Here is a 22,100-nt window from a genome sequence, read left to right on the forward strand (position 1 = left end):
GATTTTCGTTTTATTTTTAAAAAGTTATGCCAATTTTAAATCCTACAGGAATTACCCAAGGATCTACATTGTAGCGCTCAATACCCTGCTTAAACTGTGTTCCTCTGTTTCCTGAACTTGTTTCTGCCTGAAAAGCCCTTTCAGGATCGACCCCAAAGGCCGAGTCTTTTGTCCAAAGCATTATATTTCTACTATATAGTGACAAGCTAACATTGTCAAGCCCGGTTCTGTCTAAAATCTTATTAGGTAAATCATAGCTCAACGAAACCTCCCTTAACTTAATATAATCGGCATCGAACATATGAGGTGTTCCAAACTCCCATGGATTACCCACTGAGAAGGGAAGAAACGTAGTGCCCACATTACCAAGGTTTTCGTGGTCTAAAATAAAGTTTCCATTTTCGTCATGATGCCCTACGACGCCTGCACTAAAGATACCGTCATAAACGACCGTACCGCTAAATGCCTCGGGAAATCCACCATTTCCAGGTGTTCCTCCAATAGATTTAAAGTTCTCTGCAAAGAGAAATTCATCGGCATGATCTAAAACCCATTGTTTAAGTTCCGGTCCGGCTTCCGCGATACCGGGATCGACTAAGTTGTCTATAAGTTGCTGGCCATAACCATCTTCAACCATATACCGAGAAGTTTGCGACATATACTGCCCGCCAGAACGCCAGTCAAAGGTCAAGTTCAATGATAAATTCTTATACGAGAAACTCGATTGCAGCCCCATAACAAAATCAGGGTTGTAGTTGCCCACTTTGACCCGTTCTTCTTGGGGCAACCATTCAGAATCTTCACCTGCGCCAATCAATGGGTATCCAAAATAAGGTGAATTAGCGTCCGTGACCCGTAATATTTTGGGAGAGTAAATATTTCCTACCAAGCCATCTTCTCCCGTTGCGGGGTTCGCTACATAACCTCGTGATACACTTTTGTTCTCGCTCCAAAACTCTATATAGTCTACACCTTCATATAATTCCAAAATTTTTGATTCATTGGTAGTAAAATTAAAATTCAAGTCCCAATTCCAGTTTTCGTTGCGGATGGGGGTGACACCCAATGAAAGCTCCCAACCGTTGCTTTCCAAAATTCCGGCATTAATGCCAACACTCGTATTTCCCGAAGACCCTGCGAGAGGTACCCTGATAATTTGATTTTTGTTTTCGACCGTGTAGTACGTGCCTTCAAAACGGAACCTGTTATTGAACATAGTCAGGTCAACACCAAATTCTTGTGAGGTGGCTTCCTCTGGCTCTAAAGTAGGGGTATTCAAACCGCCTGCAGTATATAGCGTGGCATTGTCCCAAACTCCGGCGTTATTATAGTAGGCCCCCAATTGATATGGACTTGTATCGTTACCTACCCGAGCCCAGCCTCCTCTTAGTTTGAAAAGGTCTACTTTGGGAATGTTGACCACTTCACTTAGCAGAAAACTTAAGGATGCCGATGGATAGAAATATGAACGGTTGTCTATGGGCAATGTACTTGACCAGTCGTTTCTTGCCGTAACATCTAAATATAGCATGTCTTTAAAACCAAAATTTCCAAGGGCATAAACGCTATTAATGCTTCTTTCACTAATAAAGCTAGAATAATTTAAAGCGGTAGGGGCAATGTTTTTAACGGTAAACAAATTGGGGACAATTAAACCGACGCTGGAAAATGCGGAGTTGTTTAGCCCTGTATTTTTTTGGTACATTAAATTTCCACCCCCGGAAACCGATAAGTCAAAATCTCCGAAATCTTTGGTGTAGGTGGCCAAGATATCTATATTGGTCTCCATACCATCTGTTTTGGAAATACCATAAGTTCCATTGTTCGATTCGGCTTCATACCCTTCAGGTGCAATTTTACTTTCTTGGGTCTGATTAAAGCTGTTCAAGTTGTAACTCGTTCTTATTTTAAAAGATTCTGAAATATTCCAATCCAATGCCATATTTCCAAAAACCCGGAAACGGGAATAGCTGTTATTTACATCATAAGCTAGAAAATAAGGATTATTGTATCCGGGTGCCAAGGTCAAAACTTCTGTGCCCGGCAAATCATAGTCTCTTAAAAGGTTCAAATCAATGTTTGCGGGAGTGGAATAAGCCCATTGCAAAGGGTTGGCCCCCCTGTTGGATGCTGGCCGGTTATCTGCATAACTGTGTACCACATTAACATTGGTGCTCAAAATGAACTTGTTGTTCAAATTAGACGATGCCGATAGTGAAAAACTATTACGATTGACATCTGAGTTGGGAACCAAACCGGTATTTGACATATTGGTGATGCCCACTCTATAATTTAACGCCTCGGTACTATTCGTGACGGAAAGACTGTTGGTGGAAGTAATGCCCGTTTGGACAAAATCATTGACATTATTCGGGTATGATTTTAATTCCGTAGGAATTGGTTGGCCATTGGCATCCAAAGGAGCATTCCATTGTACAGCGAAATATCCTTGATCTAATTCAGGGCCCCCATTGCCACCTGACAATGCTACTGGCGGTAACAGATTACTTCCTCCTTGTGATTCTGGGGAAAATGAAAACAATCCGGAAGCAAATCTCGTTTGTTGTTCCAAGAATTTATAAGGAACGTCAAAAACCGTGCTCGAAGAAAAGGAAACCTTCATTTTCTCCTTATCCTTTGCTTTTTTGGTAGTAATCAATACAACGCCATTACCTGCCCTAGATCCGTAAAGCGCAGCCGCACTGGGTCCTTTTAAGATACTTACATCTTCAATACTATTAGGGTCTAAATCAGAAATGGCGTTCCCGTAATCTACCCGGTTATCATTACCGAATCCGCCAATATTATTGAGTGAATTAACTACGGGCACCCCATCAATGACAAAGAGCGGTTGATTGTCCGAACTCAAAGAGATAGCCCCCCTGATAACCATGCTTACTGATGAACCCGCCCCACCGGTAGAGTTTAGGGTGACCCCGGCTACCTTACCTGATAGTGAGTTCAATACATTTTCTTGGGCAACCCGCGTTAGTTCTTCCCCAGCTACATTCTCTACGGAGTACCCTAACGATTTGTCTTCTCGTTTTATGCCAAGGGCCGTAACAACAACTTCATCCAATGCTTGGGCGCTAGTGGCCATTGTAACATTCAAGGTAGTCTGGCCGTTTACCGAAACCTCACGAGTTTCAAATCCGATATAGGAAAATATCAAGATGCTATTGGCATCGGAGACATTAATGCTGTAGTTGCCGTCAAAATCCGTTGTTACTCCGGTCGCGGTTCCTTTCAGTACAATACTTACACCGGGTAAAGGCATATTGTCTTCACTCGAACTAACCGTACCAGATACATTCGTTTGAGCCAAAACCATCGCACTGCACATAAATAGCACAAAATTTAAAGCGACGAAGGATGAAGTCTTCTTTATATACGTGTTCATAAAATTGTTTTGAATTGGTTATATATTTTGATCAAATTTTTTAGGAGGTCTAATTTATTCTACAACTTCAAATGTCAGTACAATCGCATTGGTGTTAATTCCGATTGCGTCAGGTGACGCCGCTACGAACAGCACCAAACGCATTGAAGTATCTGAAATACTTTGAATGATCGCTTTGTTTTCAAAATCGTAGAAGCCTACAAATTCGGTACCCGAAAAATCTAATGTACTTACATTTTCATAGGTTATCATACCGCCTGCTCCGTACACCGATGATGTGGTAAAATCTTCGTTTTCGACATAGGTGAAAGTTGCATTCGCTTCTGGGGTATACAGCCCCGTACAGAGACCGAAATCGGCCCCTCCGTCATTTACGATTCCAGCCCCCCCGGTTGAGACGAACTGAAATACCAACCCACTAAATGCGGCCCCGTCAGCTTTAACATCATGGCCATAGCTACCATCGAAATAAAAAGTGAATTCGTCTTCATATACTTCGCTCATTCCTAAACCAGCACCGAATATACCAGCGGGAAGGGGATTTGGAGCTCCATCAAAAGGTGAAAGTTCTGCGTCGGCATTGGCAAAATAATCGCTATCGGAATGGCCACTTGAAAGTTTCCATGTTTTGCCATCAACTGCTGTTGCACCACCGGTCAATAACACGTATGGCGTAATATCAAGGGCGAGCTTTACTTCATCGGTAATTGAGCCTCCACTTGCATCTGTAGCTGTTAGTACCGCCGTGTAATAACCTGCTTCACTATATACATGAACAGGATTTTTCTCACTACTGGTGGTGCCATCCCCAAAATCCCAGGACCAGTTGCTGGCACTATGGGTGAGTGCTTGAAAAGCTACCTTTTTTCCATTTACACTATGTGAGATGTCCGCTGATAGCGGAAAATCCGACGCGCCCGAATCGTCCGAGTCACAGGAAGTTAGTAAGAGTATGCAACAGAGAAAACTGCCCAATACTTTTGAGGTGTTTAATTTATACATATCATTTAGTTTATAATGAGAAAGCACTTCGTTTTTAGTTGTTGAATCCGTAACATTATACTTTGATAATGTTAAATGTTAACGCAATATTAACAAAAATAGCATTTAAAAACGCGTTGTATTTCGGTTATTTTGTTAATTATACATTAAATATTAACTATCGAATTAACTATTTAATAATATATTTGTTAAATATGTTAATATTCTTACATTTTTTGATTTCTTTACGCTGCTACCATGAGAATTCTATCCAGACTATTTTCCAGCGCCACAAAATCCGTTCTTTTTCCTGGCTTAATCTTTCTTCTTTTTTCTATAAATGTTGATGCACAACGATTAATGATCGGTGCTGCCAAGCGTGTGATCACTCCCGATCCTTTATTGGCTGTTTCTGGTGGTGTCGGAACTCCGAAATCGGTTCACGAGAAAAAAGGAGATCTTTTTGTACGCGCAATGGTTCTGGTCAAGGGGAGTGAGAAAATTGCGATTGTGAATATTGATAATTTGGGCTGGCCTGCCGCTCTGGGCGACCGATCACGAGCATTGATTAAGGGGATTGCTTCAGAGAATATACTTATAGGTGCTACACATACCCATAGTGCTCCTGATGCCTATGCATTTCCTAATGAGCAAGGAGGGCATGGGGCAGATTTGAACTATTTGGATAAATGTGTTGTTCAGGTAGCGGATGCCGTTAATGAGGCTTTGGAAAAAATCGCCCCGGCCAATTTAAAAATTGCGGTAGCAAAAGCCGAAGGTAAAATAGCTTATAACTATTATGCGCCTAAATTGTACGACCCAAGATGTGGGGTGATTCAAGCTCTTGATGTTTCAGGAAAACCTATCGTTACCTTGGTTAATTATGCGATACATCCAGAAGTATTGGGTAGCGATAGGGGAATTTTAAGTGGAGACCTTGTGGCCCCTCTTTATGATAGAATTGAGCAAAAAACAGGTGGTATGGCCCTTTTTATGAATGGAGCCCAAGGTGGAATGGTAACAGCGGATAATCGGTTGGATGGCGGGAAAGAAGCTCGGAATTGGGAAGAATGCCAAAGAATCGGAAACCTTTTGGGTGATGAGGCGCTTCGCATAATTGAAGAGGCGCCTATTCAAAATAATCCGGATATCTACTGCGCCAATAAGACTGTTACTTTTCCCATAGAATCTGCCATGTTAAAATATATTCTTCAGAATTCTCCTTTGGGCATAGGGGAAGGCGATTCGGATTCGATCAGCACAACCCTTAATCTTTTAAATATAGGAACTGCTCAGGTCTTAACTATTCCCGGGGAAGCTTTGCCAAATATAGGTTACTATTTAAAACGTAAAATGCCAACGGAGCACGCCTTTCTTTTTGGGTTGACCAATGATGCCTTTGGTTATATTTTGACTAAAGAAGACTTTAATAGTTTTGACACCTATCAATATATTAGCAGAACGAGTCTCGGGGAAAGTACAGGCGAATTGTTGATTTCCGGGTTATTGGAAATGGTGGGGCAAAACCCTAAGCCAACAAGTAGATAATAACATATATTATTGATTAATAAATTATTATATATGGTTACCTTTACAAAAGAGTAAAACTTTTAATACAGTATCATTTTGTAAATCTAGAACTAATTATTCCAATTTAATGGCTGTTCCTCTGGAGGTTTGACTTTTGCCTACTATGTTGTATTCGAAGGTATATGAGTTTTCAGTGGTCGATAATATTTTCATATGAATCGATTGTTCTTCCGACTTGGACTTTGGGTGTAATTTCTTGACAATATATTCGCAGTCGTTTATCCATCTTACGCTAGAAGTGTCGGCAACGCCATTAAAGAAGTCTATTTCTAAGGTGTCGTTTCTCATGAAAGTCGTAGTTATTTCCTTGTTGTCGATTTCTGAGGTAAAGGAAAAATTACCTTTCTTAAACTTGGCGCAATCACGTTGCGGTTGGTAGCATGAGTAGATTAAAACCAGTGTTGCCGAATAGAGAAATATTTTTTTTGTCATGCTGCAAAATAAATAAATATAAAGCTAATCTCCGTCATATGATTTAAAACTTCCATCGGAATAAAAAATCACTATTTTTTCAATCGACTTCTCTTTGTTTTGAATAACAGCTTTTTTAGGTTTTTCGCTTACATTTTGTCTCTTGGAAGTGGTAGGAAGGGGCTCTTCTTTATTGTCGGAGGGAAAAGCACCTTTTCCGTTTAGCAACCAGTATAGGTTTACTTCAGGGAAAGTTTTGATCACCTTTAAAACGAATTCAAGACTCGGTTTGTTGCGGCCGCTAAGCAGGTGTGATATACTTGAGCGTTGTACTCCGACCTTGTCGGCAAAACTGGAGGCGGAGAGGTTGTGGTACCGCAATAATTTATCTAACCGACCGATAAAATCCTCAGTGTTTACCATTGTATCAAAATAATATTCAAATATAGGTAAAATGAGCTGTTTGAAGCGTGGTTATGCGGTGGTATCATTGTTTTAATTATAAATAATAAGTTTAATTATAGTGATTTAATTAACTGAATTATAGTTTATTATATTTATTTTTGTTAAAATTGAAAAAATACAATAACTCGTATTTACAAATGTGTACATAGCGGCACAATCAATAAGATTTGTTGTTTACAAATGTGATTTGTTTTGTTTACGAATGTAACATAATTAGGACTTATTTTTGCGCTTGCAAAATAATAGTCAACTATGCCGAATACATCTATAGATTACCAAGCATTTAAAGAAAACGCTATTCAAGGTAGGTACGTTACCAACGCACAGGTTTTGTCGTTTCTTGAAAAGTTACCAGCCGATTTTATAAGGGAAACAATTGGGTATTCTGTTGAGGGTCGCCCCATTGAAAGTGTGACTTGGGGGAAAGGAAAGACAAAAGTATTGTCTTGGTCTCAGATGCATGGCAATGAATCTACCACAACTAAAGCGCTCTTCGATATCATCAATTTATTGCAATCTCAATCTGCCATTCTAAATGTTTTACGACAGTGTACCCTGAAAATTATCTTTATTCTAAATCCAGATGGAGCGGAAGTTTATACGCGGGTAAATGCAAATAGTATTGATTTGAACAGAGATGCTCAAAAACGTAGTCAGCCTGAAAGTAAGACACTGCGAAAAACATATGATGAGTTTAAGCCTGACTTTTGTCTTAACCTGCACGGTCAGCGTACTATTTTTAATGTAGGCTTTACCTCAAGACCGGCAACCGTCTCATTTTTGGCTCCTGCCCATAATGTGGAACGAAATATTTCACCTTCCAGAGAACTTAGTATGAAGCTTATTGTAGCCATCAATCAAGTCTTACAAGAGTTGATTCCGGGTCAGGTGGGGCGCTACGATGATGCTTTTAATGAAAATTGTGTTGGAGACGCCTTTCAAATGCTCAATACCCCTACAGTGCTTTTTGAAGCGGGCCATTATCCTGGGGATTATCATAGGGAAAGAACCAGGGAGTTTATCTTTTATGCATTGTTAACGGCATTTAAAACGTTGGCTTTAGGCGAAGTTTCTAATTTTAGTAGCAAAGATTATTTTGCTATTCCTGAGAACAACAAATTATTTTTTGATGTTTTGATCAAAAATGTGCAAGCGGTCGACAAATCAATAGAAAAAGTTAGGGATATAGGTATTTTGTTTGTCGAGACATTATGCAACGACCATATCGATTTTGTGCCTAAGGTTGCCGAAATAGGTAATTTAAAAGGTTTTCATGGTCACAAAACTTATGACTGCATGATCGATGAAGAGTTGAATGAACTGAAAAAACAGCCATACTGGGATAGCGTAAAAGGCTGATTCATCGTGTTTTTTTTCAACGAAAACGTTTGAAAATTACATTTTTGTTAAAAAAGTGTGAGTTTTAATGAGTTTATTTTCTTAATTTTTTACTTTTGTCCAAAATATACCATTGATTATGAATAAAGTTAAGCTAGACGAAATTGATCATCAGATTCTCGATATGTTAATCGACAATACCCGAACCCCCTTTACGGATATTGCGAAAAAACTTTTGATTTCTGCAGGAACCGTTCACGTACGTGTAAAAAAGATGGAAGAGGCCGGTATTATAAAAGGATCTTCATTGACATTGGATTACGTGAAACTGGGTTATGCATTTATCGCCTATGTGGGTATCTATTTGGAAAAAACACATCAGACTAAATTTGTATTAGAACGATTGGAACAAATACCGAATGTTACTGTCGCACATATAACCACAGGGAAATTCAATATTTTTTGTAAAATAAGGGCGAAGGATACCACGCATGCAAAAAATATCATATTTAAAATCGATGATATCGATGGTATTAGTAGAACGGAGACCATGATTTCGTTGGAAGAAAGTATAAATGATAAAAAACGCTTGATGCATACTATTTTTAATGAATTGTAGCATAGCACAAGTCAATTAATTGAAATGAATCCCAAGGCATAAGATGTTTTGGGATTTTTTTTATCTTAGAGGTATGATGACTTCTGAAATTCAACTACCCGATCCGATTCCTTTTTACAAGACTTATATTGATGTTTTAGGGGAGGTGAATTTAGATGATATGCTAAAAAGGCAGCTGAAAAATTTTCCGGAATTTATTGAAAGTATACCTGATATTAGCTATGCTTATGCTGAAGGTAAATGGAGTATCGCGGGGGTGCTATTACACATTTTAGATGCCGAGCGCGTATTTCAATATCGAGCTTTGCGGTTTTCTAGGGGAGATAAAACTGCACTGCCAGGTTTTGATCAAGATTTGTTTGTTTCTAATAGTAATTACGGCTCACGTTCTAAGAAGAGTCTTATTCAAGAGTATAAAGCGGTAAGAAATGCTACCATCACTTTATTCTCGGGTTTTAGTCGTCCCGTGTTAGATTTGAAAGGTACTGCAAGTGGCCTAGAGTGGAGTGTAGCTACTTTAGGTTTTGTTATTTGCGGCCACCAAAAACACCATAGAAATATTCTACGACAGCGGTATATTTGAGTTAATTACTCAAAATCATCTTCTTCCTCAGGCTCGAAATCCGAAATAAATTCATTGTTTGCTTCTTGAGCATCTATCTTTTCAAGAACGGGCTTCGATTTGTCTTCCAATTCCTTTTCGATATTTTCCTCGAAATTCGAAATAAAACTGGCCAGACTCTTGCTTATTTTTACCATATAAATCGTCTCGTCAGTTTTAAGTTCGACGGCTTCAACAATTTCTCCGTTGGCATTTTTAAAAGTAAGGATGTCGTCATCCCCGTATCCATAGGGGTAGGTTTCAATAAGAAGGGCGGCAAGTGTGTGATCTAACTTTTTGTAGTCAACAAGTTTACGTGTCATAATAAATTGGTTTGATTTGTTATTATGAAACTAAACTATATAAATTTTTCTTTGAAGAAATCAAAGAGTTGTCAAATCCCGATATTAGTACACGAACCTAGAGCCCATTGTAGTATGCGAAGGCTTCTTTGTATAAGTTTTCAGGAATCTTCACATCGATTGCGGGTTTTCCAATGGCATGGAGCAGGACAAAATTAATATTACCATGTGAATTCTTCTTGTCGAACTTTAATAATGACAAGATGTTTTGAATATCGGAAGGGGAAAACCTCACCTTTTTATATCGACCCAAAAATGTTGATTTGATATCTTCTAAAGATCCCTCGCTAAGGCCGGTCAAATGATGTGACAAATATGCTTCCAGTATCATACCGATAGCAATGGCCTCGCCGTGAAGTAAGGTTTCGTGATTGGTGCTTTCCAGGAAATATGATTCTATAGCATGTCCCAAGGTGTGTCCGTAGTTCAGTATCTTACGCAAACCTTGTTCGGTCGGGTCTTGCAGAACGACTTTGTTTTTGATAATGACCGAATCATAAATTAGCTGATCCAAGGCAACAAAATCTGTAATCAGCTTCAGTGATTTCCAATAAGTAGCATCTTGAATTAGTCCGTGTTTCAACATTTCGGCAAAACCACTATTCAATTGACGGACCTCAAGCGTTGCTAAAAATTCGCTTACCACCAATACCATCTCTGGCTGGTTGATAACGCCGATTTGATTTTTCAATGGTCCGAGGTCGACGCCTGTTTTTCCCCCTACCGAAGCATCGACCATTGCGAGTAAGGTTGTGGGTATATTGATAAAAGAAATGCCTCTCTTAAAAGTAGATGCGACAAATCCTCCTAAGTCGGTGACTACACCTCCACCAAGATTGATAAGTAGACTTTTGCGATCAGCATCCAAGTTCGACAACGCTTCCCATGCTTTGGTACACGTGCTGATATTCTTGTTTTCTTCTCCTGGAATAATTTCGAGTATCTCAAAATCATATTTCCCACGTAACCTCGATTTAAGAATGGGTAGGCAGTCTCGACGCGTGTTGGTGTCTACAAGAATGAATAATTTCGAATAGTTCTTTTTGGTCAAATGCTGTTCGAGAACAGCATATGCGTTTTGGTTAAAATGAACAGCGTATGAGGCAGAAGTAATCGATTCCATTAAAATATCATTTCATTTGTACTTTCCAAGTGCTGGAAATAGCTCAATCTAAGACCGCAAAATAAAGGTAATTTTTTGTCAAAAGAATATATTTTCTGTCATTATCTTTGATTCACTATAATTTTGCTCTAAATGAATAGAATATTCGAAGATACTCAAATCGCATTTGAACTAAAGTCTGATTCTGAATTGGAACGGGCTTATTTTTTGTTTAAAATGATTTCCAATCAACCTTTGGTAAAAATGGGCACCGTTGCCACTAATTTTGCTATTAAGGCCAAACTACCTGTAGAAGGACTTATTCGGGCAACAGTATTCGATCATTTTTGTGGAGGGGTCAACGAAAAAGATTGCATGACCGTGGTAGATAGACTGTGGGAAAAAAAGGTGTGTTCGGTATTAGACTATTCTGTCGAAGGAAGTAATGAAGAAGATCCTTTAGATAATGCGCTTGCGACGGTTTTACGGGTGCTGGATTTTGCTAAGGAAAAAGATGCCATTCCCTTTGCGGTTTTTAAACCGACCGGATATGGACGCTTTGAACTCTTTGAGAAAATAGGAAGTGGTGTGGCATTGAACGAAAACGAAACGGCCGAATGGAAACGGGTCGAACGACGGTTTGAGGTCACGTGCAAGAAAGCCTCTGATTTAGGTGTATCGCTTTTAATCGATGCCGAAGAAAGTTGGATGCAGACCGCTGCGGATGCGCTGGTAGAGAAAATGATGCGAACGTATAATACCGAGAAAACCGTAGTGTTCAATACACTTCAGATGTACCGGTGGGATCGTATGGATTATTTGAGAAAATTACATAGTGTAGCGATAAAGGATGGCTTTAAAATTGGAATAAAGGTGGTTCGCGGTGCATATATGGAAAAAGAAAACGAACGCGCCGAAGATAAAGGGTATCCTTCACCGATATGTGCTTCGAAAAAAGCTACAGATGATAATTTTGATGCGGCAGTAGCATATATGTTGGGTGATTTGAATACTATCTCCATTTTTGCCGGAACCCATAATGAAAACAGTTGCTACAAGCTCATGCAGCTAATGGAAGATAGGGGAGTGCGACATAATGCCGCGAATATTTGGTTTGGTCAATTGTACGGCATGAGCGACCACATTTCTTTTAATTTGGCCGCTAAAAACTATAATGTGGCAAAATATTTGCCCTTCGGACCTGTGCGCGATGTAATGCCTTACCTTATTCGGCGAGCCGAAGAGAATACATCGGTAGCAGGGCAGACCAGTCGTGAATTGTCACTACTCAAACAGGAACGAAAACGAAGAAAAATTTAGTTTTTGTATAACGTTTTAACCTTCCATAAAAGAGTAGTGTAGATTTGACCTTAGGCTATTGCGAGAATGTAACGTTGTTTTATACGCAAGGTTTTCTTAATTCGTTTACTATTGACTCAACCCTATGAGCTGTTAATGGTTTACTAATAAACCCATCACAGACATCATTTTGTTCTGCATCAATAATATCAGTCAAGTTAGTGGTAGAAGACAACATATAGATTTTTATAGCATTGAGTTTGTCATTTTTAAGCTCGCTAAATTTGTTTAAAAACTGAAACCCATTCATTTCAGGCATATTGATATCTACTAAAATTATATCTGGAAAAAAGGTGGGTTCAAACCCCATTTTAGTATTCAAGGAGCTTAAATATTCCATGGCTGCCTTGGCCTTGGTAAAGGTCTTGAAATTCGAGTCTAAGGGCAGCTTTTCAATGATTTTTTGAGTAATAAACAAATCAATATCCCTGTCATCAATGAGCATAAAATTTATTTTCATAGCTTCTAATATTTAAATTGCTTTTGGTAAATAAATGGCAAAACAGGCCCCTTTGTTAATTTTACTTTCCACTTTGATTTTTCCTTTTAAACTTTCAACACCATTTTTCACTATATATAACCCCAGTCCATTAGATCCCATATTATGCTCCTTTTCGGCCCTGTAATACAATTCGAATATTTTATCAAACTCTTTTTCAGCTATACCTTTTCCATTATCGCATATTGTTATGGTTAGTTCGTCTGCAATTGTGGTTACATTTACAGCTATATAGGGCTTATGGTGTTCAGAAGGAGGTAGGGAATATTTTATCGCATTTTGTATTAAATTCTTAAATATCGCGAAAAGCAATTCGGGGTTAGACATAAAACCTTCTGTATTTTGAATCTCGACATTAAATTTAATATTCTCATATTTCGCATTGCTACTAAGCATTTTTAAAACACTGTTTACGATATGAGAAAAATCTATAACTTTTAATTGTTTGGAACGGGTTGAAATTTGAGAAGCGCTAGAGAGCCCGTCCGATAATACTTTAGCATGATTTATCGTTTTTTCAAGCATGCCGATTAAAGTTTGCACTTTTTCAATCGATTGCTCTTCTTTAATAAGGTTTATCAAACCTTGTGCCGAGGAAAAGGGAGCATTGAGGTCATGGGCGGAACGGTATAAAAACAATTCTAGTTCATTCTTTAGTTTTTCATTTCCAGACTTTAATTCAGTTACATCTTCATAAATGCTTAGAAATTTATAATCACTGGCCCTATCATCTTTAATCGGAAAAATTGTAGTTTTTAACCATACTGATTTTCCATTTTTTAATTTGTGCGTTAGGTCACCGGACCATTTTTCTCCTTGACTAATTGCCCTCCATAAATTTTTGTCATTGTCGATTGAAGGTGTTTCAGATTTGAATAACTGAAGAAATTCTCCAACCAACATATCGGCATTAAAATCTAGAATGTCGCAGAACTTCTCATTGGCATATTCAATTTTACCCACTATATCGGTAATGGTATATATAGCGTTTGCTTTGAGAATATCTTGTACTCGCTTATCTAAGGTATTCATATTATATGTTCGAAAATAGTCTAAGGCGCGCATACGTTCATTTTAGTGGTCAGACTATATTCTTCAGCTTTTGACACGTTCTTAAATATGGCAAACGGTATCTTCGAATAAAATAACCTTTTATAAGAGTTGACTAACAAATTTATAGGGAGAGAGTTCACCACATAAGCTTCGGAAATAATTAAAGTCCCACTATTAAAACTTTTTGATAGCAATCGTGCGGCTTCAATAGAAAAAGTACCTTTCGCATCTCTTAAATCGACAATAATAGGTAACGGTTCTCCTTTTGATAATTTAAAAATAGCTTCCAAATAGCGTTGCGCAACTTTATAATCCAATTTGTTGTAAGCATTTAAATTGCTAATCTTACAAAAAAGGATTCCGTTGCTTTGAAGACTAAAAGTTGCGTGTTCGTATATAATCATTTCTATCTTATTCGTGTTTTTCGCGCTAAATATTTTAAATCTCGTACTGCAATAACGCGTAGCTTTATCAATATCTTTATAGACATTACTCGAAACATAATTACCACTATCAACCCTACATACTAACAGTATCATCTTTTGGATAGCCGATCTGGCTAAAAAAGACCAGGAAAGAACGGATTTATTAAGTAGGGAATAGGGGGAGAGAAGAACAAATATCTTTATAGCCGCTACATTACTGACTTTGGTTAAATCGATAAGCAATGGAAGATATTTTCCATTTGACAACAATCTAGTTACCTTAGGAATAATTCTCGAAATATTGCCTTTAAGCCATTGATAATCAAAATCTTTATTGATTTCACAATGGATTATATTTTGATACATCCAAAATTTAACACCATCAAATTGAATAATGTTCTTCATCAGATTCCCTTTGAAAAACTCTATCCAATTGATATGCCAAAGCACAATTCGTTTAACCGTTATATTGTAAACACTTGTATATAGGCTACTTACATCGTAGTAGTTGTGGCTGTTTAAGAATAAGCACACGGTATACCGTGTGCTTATTCTTAAAATATATAGGTAAAAACGGTATACCGTGTAAGTAAAGTATTATTTGCCCAAAGGTTGTAGCCCTGTACTAAAGGTTCAGACCATTGCTCTTCAATACCAACGGAACTCTGCTTATAGGGGTTTATTTTTTAATACCCAGTTTGGCCATTTTGTCACGAAGTGTACTCGGTTTTAATTTAAGCAATGTAGAAGCACTATCTTGACCGCTGATTTTCCAATTACACTGCTCTAATACTTGAAGTATATGGTTGCGTTGAACGGTGTCTAATGATAAATCTTTATTGATAATAGGTAATTTAGTTTTTTGTGCCTGTGATTCAAAACCTGGTATTACTAGCGTTTCATCGTTTGATAGTATTACTGCGCGTTCAATTAAATTTTCAAGTTCCCTTATATTTCCTGGCCATGCATAGACTTTTAATTTACTCATGGCCTCATCAGCAATGTACTTGATGCTTTTTCCATACGACTTATTAAATTTATCTATAAAATGTTCTAGCAATAAAGGAATGTCGTCTTGGCGTTCGCGTAAAGGCGGCACTTTTATAGGGAAAACATTAAGACGAAAATATAAGTCTTCCCTAAATCGTTTATTTTCAATTTCTTCTTTTAGGTTTTTATTTGTAGCAGCAATTACGCGGACATTTAATTTTCTTAATTCCGTACCGCCAACCACTTCTATTTCCCCTTCTTGTAAAAATCGTAGTATTTTGGGTTGCATATCTAAAGGCATCTCTCCTATTTCATCTAAAAACAAAGTACCTCCATCTGCTAATTCAAACTTTCCGATTTTGTCACTATATGCTCCTGTAAACGATCCTTTTTTATGTCCAAAAAATTCGCTTTCTATAAGTTCTTTGGGTATAGCTGAGCAATTCACCTTAATTAAGGGTTTGTCATTGCGCAATCCAATATTATGAATTGCCCTTGCCAATAGTTCTTTACCAGTACCAGACTCTCCGAACAGCATTACGGTAGCCGTTGTTGGTGCAACTTTCTCGACCTCTGTTAGTACATTACTGAACACTGCACTACCATAAACCATATCTTCATAGTTAAAAGCCAGGTCTAACTCGTTTTTAAGATAAACGTTTTCTTGTTCTAGTTGATTTCTTAAGGCATTTAGTTCTTTATTGGCTATAACGAGCTGCTTGTTGGCTGAAATAGCCGCTGTTTCTGCTTTTTTTCGCTCGAACACCTCATTTTCGAGATCTAAATTTTTTTGCTCTAGCTTACTAATGAGTCTCTTACTATAGAGTGTTAAAACTTCATGTTCGGTAAATTGGTTTTTTCGGGCTGGTTCAGATCTGTTTTCCGTTAATAACTCTTGCACGAGTTGCAGTATTACATCTGGTTCGGTAGGCTTTCTTAAAAAGTGATTTGCACCAAGTTTTAAAGCAAAATCTTCATCAAGTTTTTCGGTATAGGTAGAGGTATAAAAGATAAAAGGAATATGCCGGAATTGTTTTTCTTTTTTGCAGGCTTGACAGAACATATAGCCATCCATTACCGGCATTAGAATATCAGAAATAATAAGATCTACTAGGCTATTTTCATGTAGTTTTTTAAGCCCTTCGCTCCCATCAGTGGCCTCAATAACATCAAAACCTGCTTCTTGAAGAATCACTCTTAAAAAATAGAGGTTTTCAAAGGTATCATCTACTATTAAGATAGTCTTTTTGTTCATTTCTTATTTTCCATGAATTATATTTTCCATATCGCCTACAAAAGTTTCAGGATTTATGGGTTTCTCCAGATAGCCATCTGCACCTGCCTCGATTGCTTTTTCTTTATCCCCTCCCATAGCATAGGAAGTTACCGCAATGATCGTGGTGTTCTTAGGAAGACCATTGTGTCTTAATTTATTACATATTTCATATCCGTCCATATCTGGAAGCTGAATATCAATTAATATAATTTCTGGATTGTTTTCATGCGCCAACCTTAACCCGTCGACCCCATTATACGCCTTTATAATCGTATAATTACTTTGGGTTAGCAGATACGATAGCATATACATGTTTTGCTCGTTATCTTCGATTATTAAAATTGTTTTTTTCATAAATTTTATATCGTATATATTTTATAACCAGAAAGTTAATGTCTATTAGACTATAAATGTAAAAACAGTTTAATATTTTTTATTTGGGTCATTTTTTATCGGCATTGCTAAAAGGCAATGTAAATGTAAAATTACTTCCTTTTGTTTTTTTACTTTGCACACTTATTGTTCCTCCCAATTTTTCCACCAAACTTTTGCAAATCGCCAAACCGAGACCCGTACCTTCATGGCTTCTACTTATTCCCCCTTCCAATTGAATAAACGGTGCAAATAACTTATTAAGGTCAGTTTTTCCGATTCCAATTCCTTGATCTATTACTTGGGTTACAACTAGATTATCAATAATAGCTACCTTGACCTTTATGGTTCCCGTATTTGAAAATTTAATCGCGTTCGATATTAAATTGAGTAAAACTTGCTCAATTCTTCGCTCATCACTATTTAAAGTAATGTCTGCCTCATCGATTTCCAAACGTATATCAAGTCCTTTTTTATGGGCTTGCGGTACTAAAAAGTCAATGGTTTTCTCTAGAGTCTTTACATAATTAAAAGGATAAATGGATACTTTTAATTTCCCTGCTTCTATTTTAGAGATGTCTAAAATATCATTAATCAGACCTAGTAAATGCTGACTACTGTTTTTAACCATCGACAGTTGCTTTCTTTGCTCTTCATTTAAAGGCCCTGCAAATTCTTTCAATAGAATACCGGTAAAACCGATAATGGAGTTCATTGGTGTTCGTAATTCGTGTGACATGGTTGCTAAAAATGCTGATTTCATTAAATCGGCAGATTGCGCTTTTATCTTTTCTTTTTCTAATTCAGTGGATTGTAAATTTAAATCTTCCAAGAGGTTTAATAAGGCTTCTTTACTATCATTGAGTTCTTCGGTTCTCAAATTTACCAATTGCTCTAGGTTGTTTTTATAATTCAGCAATTCCTTTTCATTATTAATTCTTTCCGTAATATCTTGTGTTGTACCAAATGCCCTTATAGGTGTTTGATCTTTATCATACATTATTTCACATTGTTCATCAACATATTTTATGTGGTTTTCGCCAAATTTCAAACGATAAGTGATTTGATACGACTTTTTGTTTTTTATCGAATCGTTGTATGTTTTTAATATAAAATCCCTGTCGTCTGGATGAACGGCTTGGAGGAAAGTTTCATTGGTAACTTCAAATGTGTTAGGTGTTTTTTCGAATATTCTAAACATTTCTTCTGACCAAGTTAATTTATCTTCTACCATGTCTAGTTCCCAGCTTCCGAGGCTAGCAATCTGTTGCGCTCTATTTAAATTTGATTCACTTCTTTCTATTCGACTTCTCGTGGTTTCATGTATAGATTTTAATTTTATTTCTTGACTTGCCAGCCTTCGATTGATCCGTCTGTTTAACCGCTCCGATTGGCCTACTAAAAGCCAGACGCCCCAACTACAACCAATTGCTACTATAAGCCCGAATACCGAAAACCAAATCGCTGCATTTGCTGTTCGTTGTACAGGTACAACATACAGCTTCCATTCACCAAAAGACATTTCAATAGGAACGGCAAATTCTTTAAAAGAAGACATGTCGTTCTCTAAAAAAAAATCTTCTTTGCCTGTTTCGAGATTGACCCTTGATAATTGATAAATAAAGCGGCTGTCATTGGAAGTATTTATATTCAGGTCATTAAAAAAAGTGGATAGTTTGGTAATAACCGCCGAAAACCCTGAAAATTCGTCATCTATGAAAATCGGCTGTCTACTTATCATGCCAACGCCACCTTGTTTTAGGTTTACCGGGCCGGCAATAAAAAAATCTTTTCTTTTGATAGTAGCGAGCGCAGCGTTTCTAGCCTCAGAACTTGTTAAAATATTAAAACCAATCACTTCATTATCCTTTAATGGATAAACGTGCGTGATAAAACCATTTTTGTCAACTAATTCTACAACGTCAAAATATTTATAGCGATCTAATAATTCAATCGCTATGCTATCAAAATCAGTCGGTATTCCATTTCGTTCGACAAGATAGCCGAGAGTTTCTGTTGCTGAATAGCTATACATTACTAAGGCTTGCAACTTCTCTTTAATTAAATCTACCTGATTGTTTAATTCTTTTTTTTGCTCATTTTCATTAATTAAATACTTTTGATATGCAATGTATTGCGCAATAAAAAGGAGAATTATAAGCGATGTAAACCCCGCAACCATGGGTTTTTTTAAAACTAGATGTAAAGCGTTACTTTTCATAAAATCACGCGAATAAATTAATCTATAGTTAAATTGTTTGACTTAACTATTTTTTTTCAACTGCATTTCTTTGATAATATTTTTGAGTTCTTTCATTCTCAATTCTCTCCCAACGAACAATTTATTCATACGCTGTAATTCAGCATTTTTTAAATCGACCTCTTCGGTTCTAATTTTAACCAATTCTTCAAGGTTGTTTCTGTGTTTTTCTAATTCAATTTCCACTTTTATACTTTCGGTTATATCTTTCATAAATGCCGCCACAACAAATTGTTCATTTACCTGCATTGTAAAAGTGTTTACTTCTAAATCAAGTATTTCTCCGTTCTTTTTCTTGTGATTCGTATTGAATCTAGCGAATCCTTTACGCACCATTTCCTTTATTCTTTCTTCTATTTCTGTCTGATTCAAGGCAACTTCAAGTTGATTGATATTCATGGTTAACAATTCGTCTAGGGTATACCCTATCATATTAACATAAGAAGGATTTGCATCCAGAATTTTTCCAGTAGTATCGGCTAATAAAAATCCATCAAGTAGGGTTTCAATTATTAGTGTATTTCGCTTTCCAAGCGCAAGAATTTCCTTTTCTGCTTTTTTGCGCGCTGTAATATCTCGAATAACCCCGATTAAAAACTTATTACCCGCCTTATCAATAAATCTCGTTTTTTTAGTGGAAATGGTACGAATATCTTTTTGGTTTAAACTGAGTGTCTCTTCCGTAATATTTTCTTCACCGGTTAAAATCACATGTTTATCATTACTCAAGAAACGCTCTCTTTCTTCTTTGGGAACATTGTCGGCTAGGGTTTTACCAATAATATCAGTTCTGGACATATTGAAAATTGAACAGAGTGCATCATTAACGAGTATCATTCTGCTTTGGCTGTCTTTTACAAATACCGGATCACCAATATTGTTGATAATATTCTCAAGATATGTTTCACTACTTTTAATTTTTTCTTCAGCTTCTTTACGCTCGGTTATATCGATTACCGTTCCTTGAAATTTTATGGCATTGGCAGCTTCATCTCGTACTACTTCCATTTGCACCATTACGTGCTTTACCGTTTTGTCTCGCCAAAGCACGCGATATTCAAACGAGGCATTGTTTTTATTTTTAATTCTATCTTCTGTTATTTTATTATGAAAATCCCTATCATCAGGGTGTACGCGACTTAAAACGGAGTTGTAATTTAATTTTGTATCCTTATCTACATCGTAAATTGTGTACATGAGATCTGACCAAAACACCTCGTCGGTTTTAATATCCCAACTCCAATGTCCTATTTTGCCAATTCTAATTGCAGCTTCAATTTTTTGCTGCATTTCTTCAATTTCCTTTTGCGCTTTTTTTTGCTCGGTAATATCTCTTGTAATCGCAAGTAAGGATATAATAGTACCATTATCATCTTTTAGGGGTACGGCGTGTGTTTCAAGCCATCTTTGTGTGCCCTTTAGTCCAATAATTTCAAATACGAGCATTCCCGAATCACCGTTGAATATATTTTTTATTAGTTTATTAAATGCAAATTGATACTCGGGACTTATTAGGTTTATAACCGATTTACCTTTAATCATAGCTAGATTTTCAGCTTCGATCATGGCCAACCCGGCAGGATTCATATAAATTAATTCCCCTTTAGAATTTAATTGTTTTATACATTCAGGCTCGGTTTCTAATATTGTTCTTAAATGATTTTCACTTTCTTTTAAAGACAAGTCAGCCTTTTTTTGATTCGTGATGTCGGTGAAATAAATTGTTATTCCTTCAGAAGAGGGGTAAACTCTGTTTTCAAACCATTTATCTAGTGGCTCATAATATTCTTCGAAGTAAATGGTTTCTTGCGTATCAAAAGCTTTATGGTAAATCCTATAAAATTTGGAACCAACACCCTCTGGAAATTCTGTCCAAATATTTTTACCTATCAAGCTTTCTGGTGATCTTCCTATAAACCCTGCCGCCTTTTTATTTACGTAAGTATAGCACCAATTGGTGTCTAACGAAATAAAACCATCTGAAATGTGATTTAAAGTAGACTCTATTTGCGATACAAGTCTTTTCTCTACTTGATTTTTTTCAACCTTAAGATCTTCATATTTTTTTTTATACTTGACTATTGAAAAGGTATCTCTGCTTTGATTCGCTATAAAAGTTGCATTATCTTTTTCTTTATCAATATACTTTAGATAGCAATATAATAGCACAGAAAATACAAATGCCGAAATTGATTTTCCAATGAGATGACTGATCAACGAAGTTTTAAAGTCCGGTGCATCATATCTAAGAATAGCATTGAAGGCAAGGGCATCAAAAATAAGAACCGAAAACAAGGAGATAAAAAGCACTAAAAAGAAATGTCGTCTGCCAATTTTAGAAATTAGAGCTTGGTATATTATCACCAATAAAATGAAATCAACCAGTAATATTAGTGTACCAGTAATGAAATATTTGTAATTTATGAGAAAAACAGACGATGAATCTACATAATTCATGGTTTGTGCTGCCTGCTCATGAACATACGTAATACCGAACAAGGCCGATAAGATAAAGTTTGAAATGATTATTCCGATAATAAGCGCTCTTGCACTTGCCACTCCTTCTTTAATATATATCAATAAGACAGCGAATAAGACAGCAGAAAAAACGATGACCGAACCCGGATAAATAATAACATCTCCGAATACTTTAAAGCTGACCATCGTTACTGAAAGGGCTTGTAGGTATTGTACGGACCCTAGAAGAATGTAAAGCGGTGCCAAGCCTAATCTTTTTCTAAATTTAAATAGGAAAAGAATACTTAAAGACGTGAGCAAAAACTCTATAAGTATGGTGGCATATAAATTCATATAGTATTGAAGTTAATTATTCGAAACATAATATGAATATTCTAATTAAAGTTAAACATTTATTGGTCCAAAAACCTTCTTATTTTTGATGGGTTGATTTACCGTAAGGTCTACAATAGTTCAATTTGTATTATTTGTCGATCAAATTTGAAATGCTCCGGTTCGGTTTTCTTCAACTTTATATCT

General features: G+C 36.8%; 18 protein-coding genes. 5 read left to right on the top strand and 13 right to left on the bottom strand.

What is annotated here, in order from left to right:
• Positions 1-16 precede the first annotated feature (16 nt).
• Both AACZ88_RS17195 and AACZ88_RS17200 read right to left on the bottom strand, forming a co-directional pair.
• Entirely contained in the window at positions 17-3,400 is a 3,384-nt protein-coding gene (locus AACZ88_RS17195; RefSeq protein WP_339712811.1) for a SusC/RagA family TonB-linked outer membrane protein, read from the bottom strand.
• Positions 3,401-3,454: 54 nt separating this feature from the next.
• Positions 3,455-4,402 (bottom strand): PKD domain-containing protein, encoded by a 948-nt coding sequence (locus tag AACZ88_RS17200; protein WP_339712814.1) that lies wholly within the window; start codon positions 4,400-4,402, stop codon positions 3,455-3,457.
• Between the two features lie 237 nt (positions 4,403-4,639).
• Here AACZ88_RS17200 and AACZ88_RS17205 point away from each other — a divergent pair, with 237 nt between their 5' ends.
• Positions 4,640-5,929 (top strand): hypothetical protein, encoded by a 1,290-nt coding sequence (locus AACZ88_RS17205; protein WP_339712817.1) that lies wholly within the window; start codon positions 4,640-4,642, stop codon positions 5,927-5,929.
• Positions 5,930-6,025: 96 nt separating this feature from the next.
• On the opposite strand, the gene AACZ88_RS17210 is transcribed toward AACZ88_RS17205, so the two are convergent.
• Both AACZ88_RS17210 and AACZ88_RS17215 read right to left on the bottom strand, forming a co-directional pair.
• Complete coding sequence (locus tag AACZ88_RS17210; RefSeq protein ID WP_339712820.1) at positions 6,026-6,403, bottom strand: DNA topoisomerase IV; 378 nt, start codon at positions 6,401-6,403, stop codon at positions 6,026-6,028.
• Between the two features lie 24 nt (positions 6,404-6,427).
• On the bottom strand, positions 6,428-6,805 hold the full coding sequence (locus tag AACZ88_RS17215) for a helix-turn-helix transcriptional regulator (RefSeq protein WP_339712823.1): 378 nt from the start codon (positions 6,803-6,805) through the stop codon (positions 6,428-6,430).
• A 294-nt stretch (positions 6,806-7,099) separates the two neighbouring features.
• On the opposite strand from AACZ88_RS17215, the gene AACZ88_RS17220 reads away from it, so the two are divergent.
• The 3 genes from AACZ88_RS17220 to AACZ88_RS17230 all read left to right on the top strand — a co-directional run bounded on the left by AACZ88_RS17220 (position 7,100) and on the right by AACZ88_RS17230 (position 9,387).
• Entirely contained in the window at positions 7,100-8,206 is a 1,107-nt protein-coding gene (locus AACZ88_RS17220; protein WP_339712825.1) for a M14 metallopeptidase family protein, read from the top strand.
• A gap of 118 nt (positions 8,207-8,324) precedes the next feature.
• On the top strand, positions 8,325-8,804 hold the full coding sequence (locus AACZ88_RS17225; protein WP_089884641.1) for a winged helix-turn-helix transcriptional regulator: 480 nt from the start codon (positions 8,325-8,327) through the stop codon (positions 8,802-8,804).
• Between the two features lie 73 nt (positions 8,805-8,877).
• The gene (locus AACZ88_RS17230; protein WP_339712834.1) at positions 8,878-9,387 is read left to right on the top strand and encodes a DinB family protein; all 510 of its coding nucleotides are present in this window, start codon (positions 8,878-8,880) and stop codon (positions 9,385-9,387) included.
• Between the two features lie 5 nt (positions 9,388-9,392).
• On the opposite strand, the gene AACZ88_RS17235 is transcribed toward AACZ88_RS17230, so the two are convergent.
• Positions 9,393-9,728 (bottom strand): hypothetical protein, encoded by a 336-nt coding sequence (locus AACZ88_RS17235; RefSeq protein WP_339712837.1) that lies wholly within the window; start codon positions 9,726-9,728, stop codon positions 9,393-9,395.
• A 97-nt stretch (positions 9,729-9,825) separates the two neighbouring features.
• Positions 9,826-10,890 (bottom strand): 3-dehydroquinate synthase, encoded by a 1,065-nt coding sequence (gene aroB / locus AACZ88_RS17240; protein ID WP_339712840.1) that lies wholly within the window; start codon positions 10,888-10,890, stop codon positions 9,826-9,828.
• Between the two features lie 132 nt (positions 10,891-11,022).
• Here aroB and AACZ88_RS17245 point away from each other — a divergent pair, with 132 nt between their 5' ends.
• Positions 11,023-12,189 (top strand): proline dehydrogenase family protein, encoded by a 1,167-nt coding sequence (locus tag AACZ88_RS17245; protein WP_339712842.1) that lies wholly within the window; start codon positions 11,023-11,025, stop codon positions 12,187-12,189.
• Positions 12,190-12,268: 79 nt separating this feature from the next.
• Here the strand turns inward: AACZ88_RS17245 and AACZ88_RS17250 are convergent, their stop codons facing one another.
• The 7 genes from AACZ88_RS17250 to AACZ88_RS17280 form a co-directional block, all read right to left on the bottom strand.
• Complete coding sequence (locus AACZ88_RS17250) at positions 12,269-12,688, bottom strand: response regulator (protein ID WP_339712845.1); 420 nt, start codon at positions 12,686-12,688, stop codon at positions 12,269-12,271.
• Positions 12,689-12,700: 12 nt separating this feature from the next.
• Positions 12,701-13,792 carry a PAS domain-containing sensor histidine kinase gene (locus tag AACZ88_RS17255; RefSeq protein WP_339712848.1) on the bottom strand — a complete coding sequence of 364 codons (1,092 nt, stop codon included), beginning with the start codon at positions 13,790-13,792 and terminating at the stop codon, positions 12,701-12,703.
• Positions 13,780-14,610, bottom strand: a complete 831-nt coding sequence (locus AACZ88_RS17260) for a hypothetical protein (RefSeq protein WP_339712851.1) — start codon at positions 14,608-14,610, stop codon at positions 13,780-13,782. Before AACZ88_RS17260 ends, AACZ88_RS17255 begins: the two co-directional genes overlap by 13 nt.
• A gap of 274 nt (positions 14,611-14,884) precedes the next feature.
• Positions 14,885-16,450 carry a sigma-54 dependent transcriptional regulator gene (locus AACZ88_RS17265; protein WP_339712853.1) on the bottom strand — a complete coding sequence of 522 codons (1,566 nt, stop codon included), beginning with the start codon at positions 16,448-16,450 and terminating at the stop codon, positions 14,885-14,887.
• A 3-nt stretch (positions 16,451-16,453) separates the two neighbouring features.
• Positions 16,454-16,825 (bottom strand): response regulator, encoded by a 372-nt coding sequence (locus tag AACZ88_RS17270; protein WP_339712855.1) that lies wholly within the window; start codon positions 16,823-16,825, stop codon positions 16,454-16,456.
• 88 nt (positions 16,826-16,913) lie between these two features.
• Positions 16,914-19,064: an ATP-binding protein gene (locus AACZ88_RS17275; protein WP_339712858.1), complete on the bottom strand. Its 2,151-nt coding sequence runs from the start codon at positions 19,062-19,064 to the stop codon at positions 16,914-16,916.
• 42 nt (positions 19,065-19,106) lie between these two features.
• Positions 19,107-21,914, bottom strand: a complete 2,808-nt coding sequence (locus AACZ88_RS17280; RefSeq protein WP_339712860.1) for a PAS domain S-box protein — start codon at positions 21,912-21,914, stop codon at positions 19,107-19,109.
• Positions 21,915-22,100: the final 186 nt, after the last annotated feature.

Origin of the sequence: uncultured Kriegella sp., assembly GCF_963975415.1 — a bacterium.
Classification (GTDB): Bacteria; Bacteroidota; Bacteroidia; order Flavobacteriales; family Flavobacteriaceae; genus Kriegella.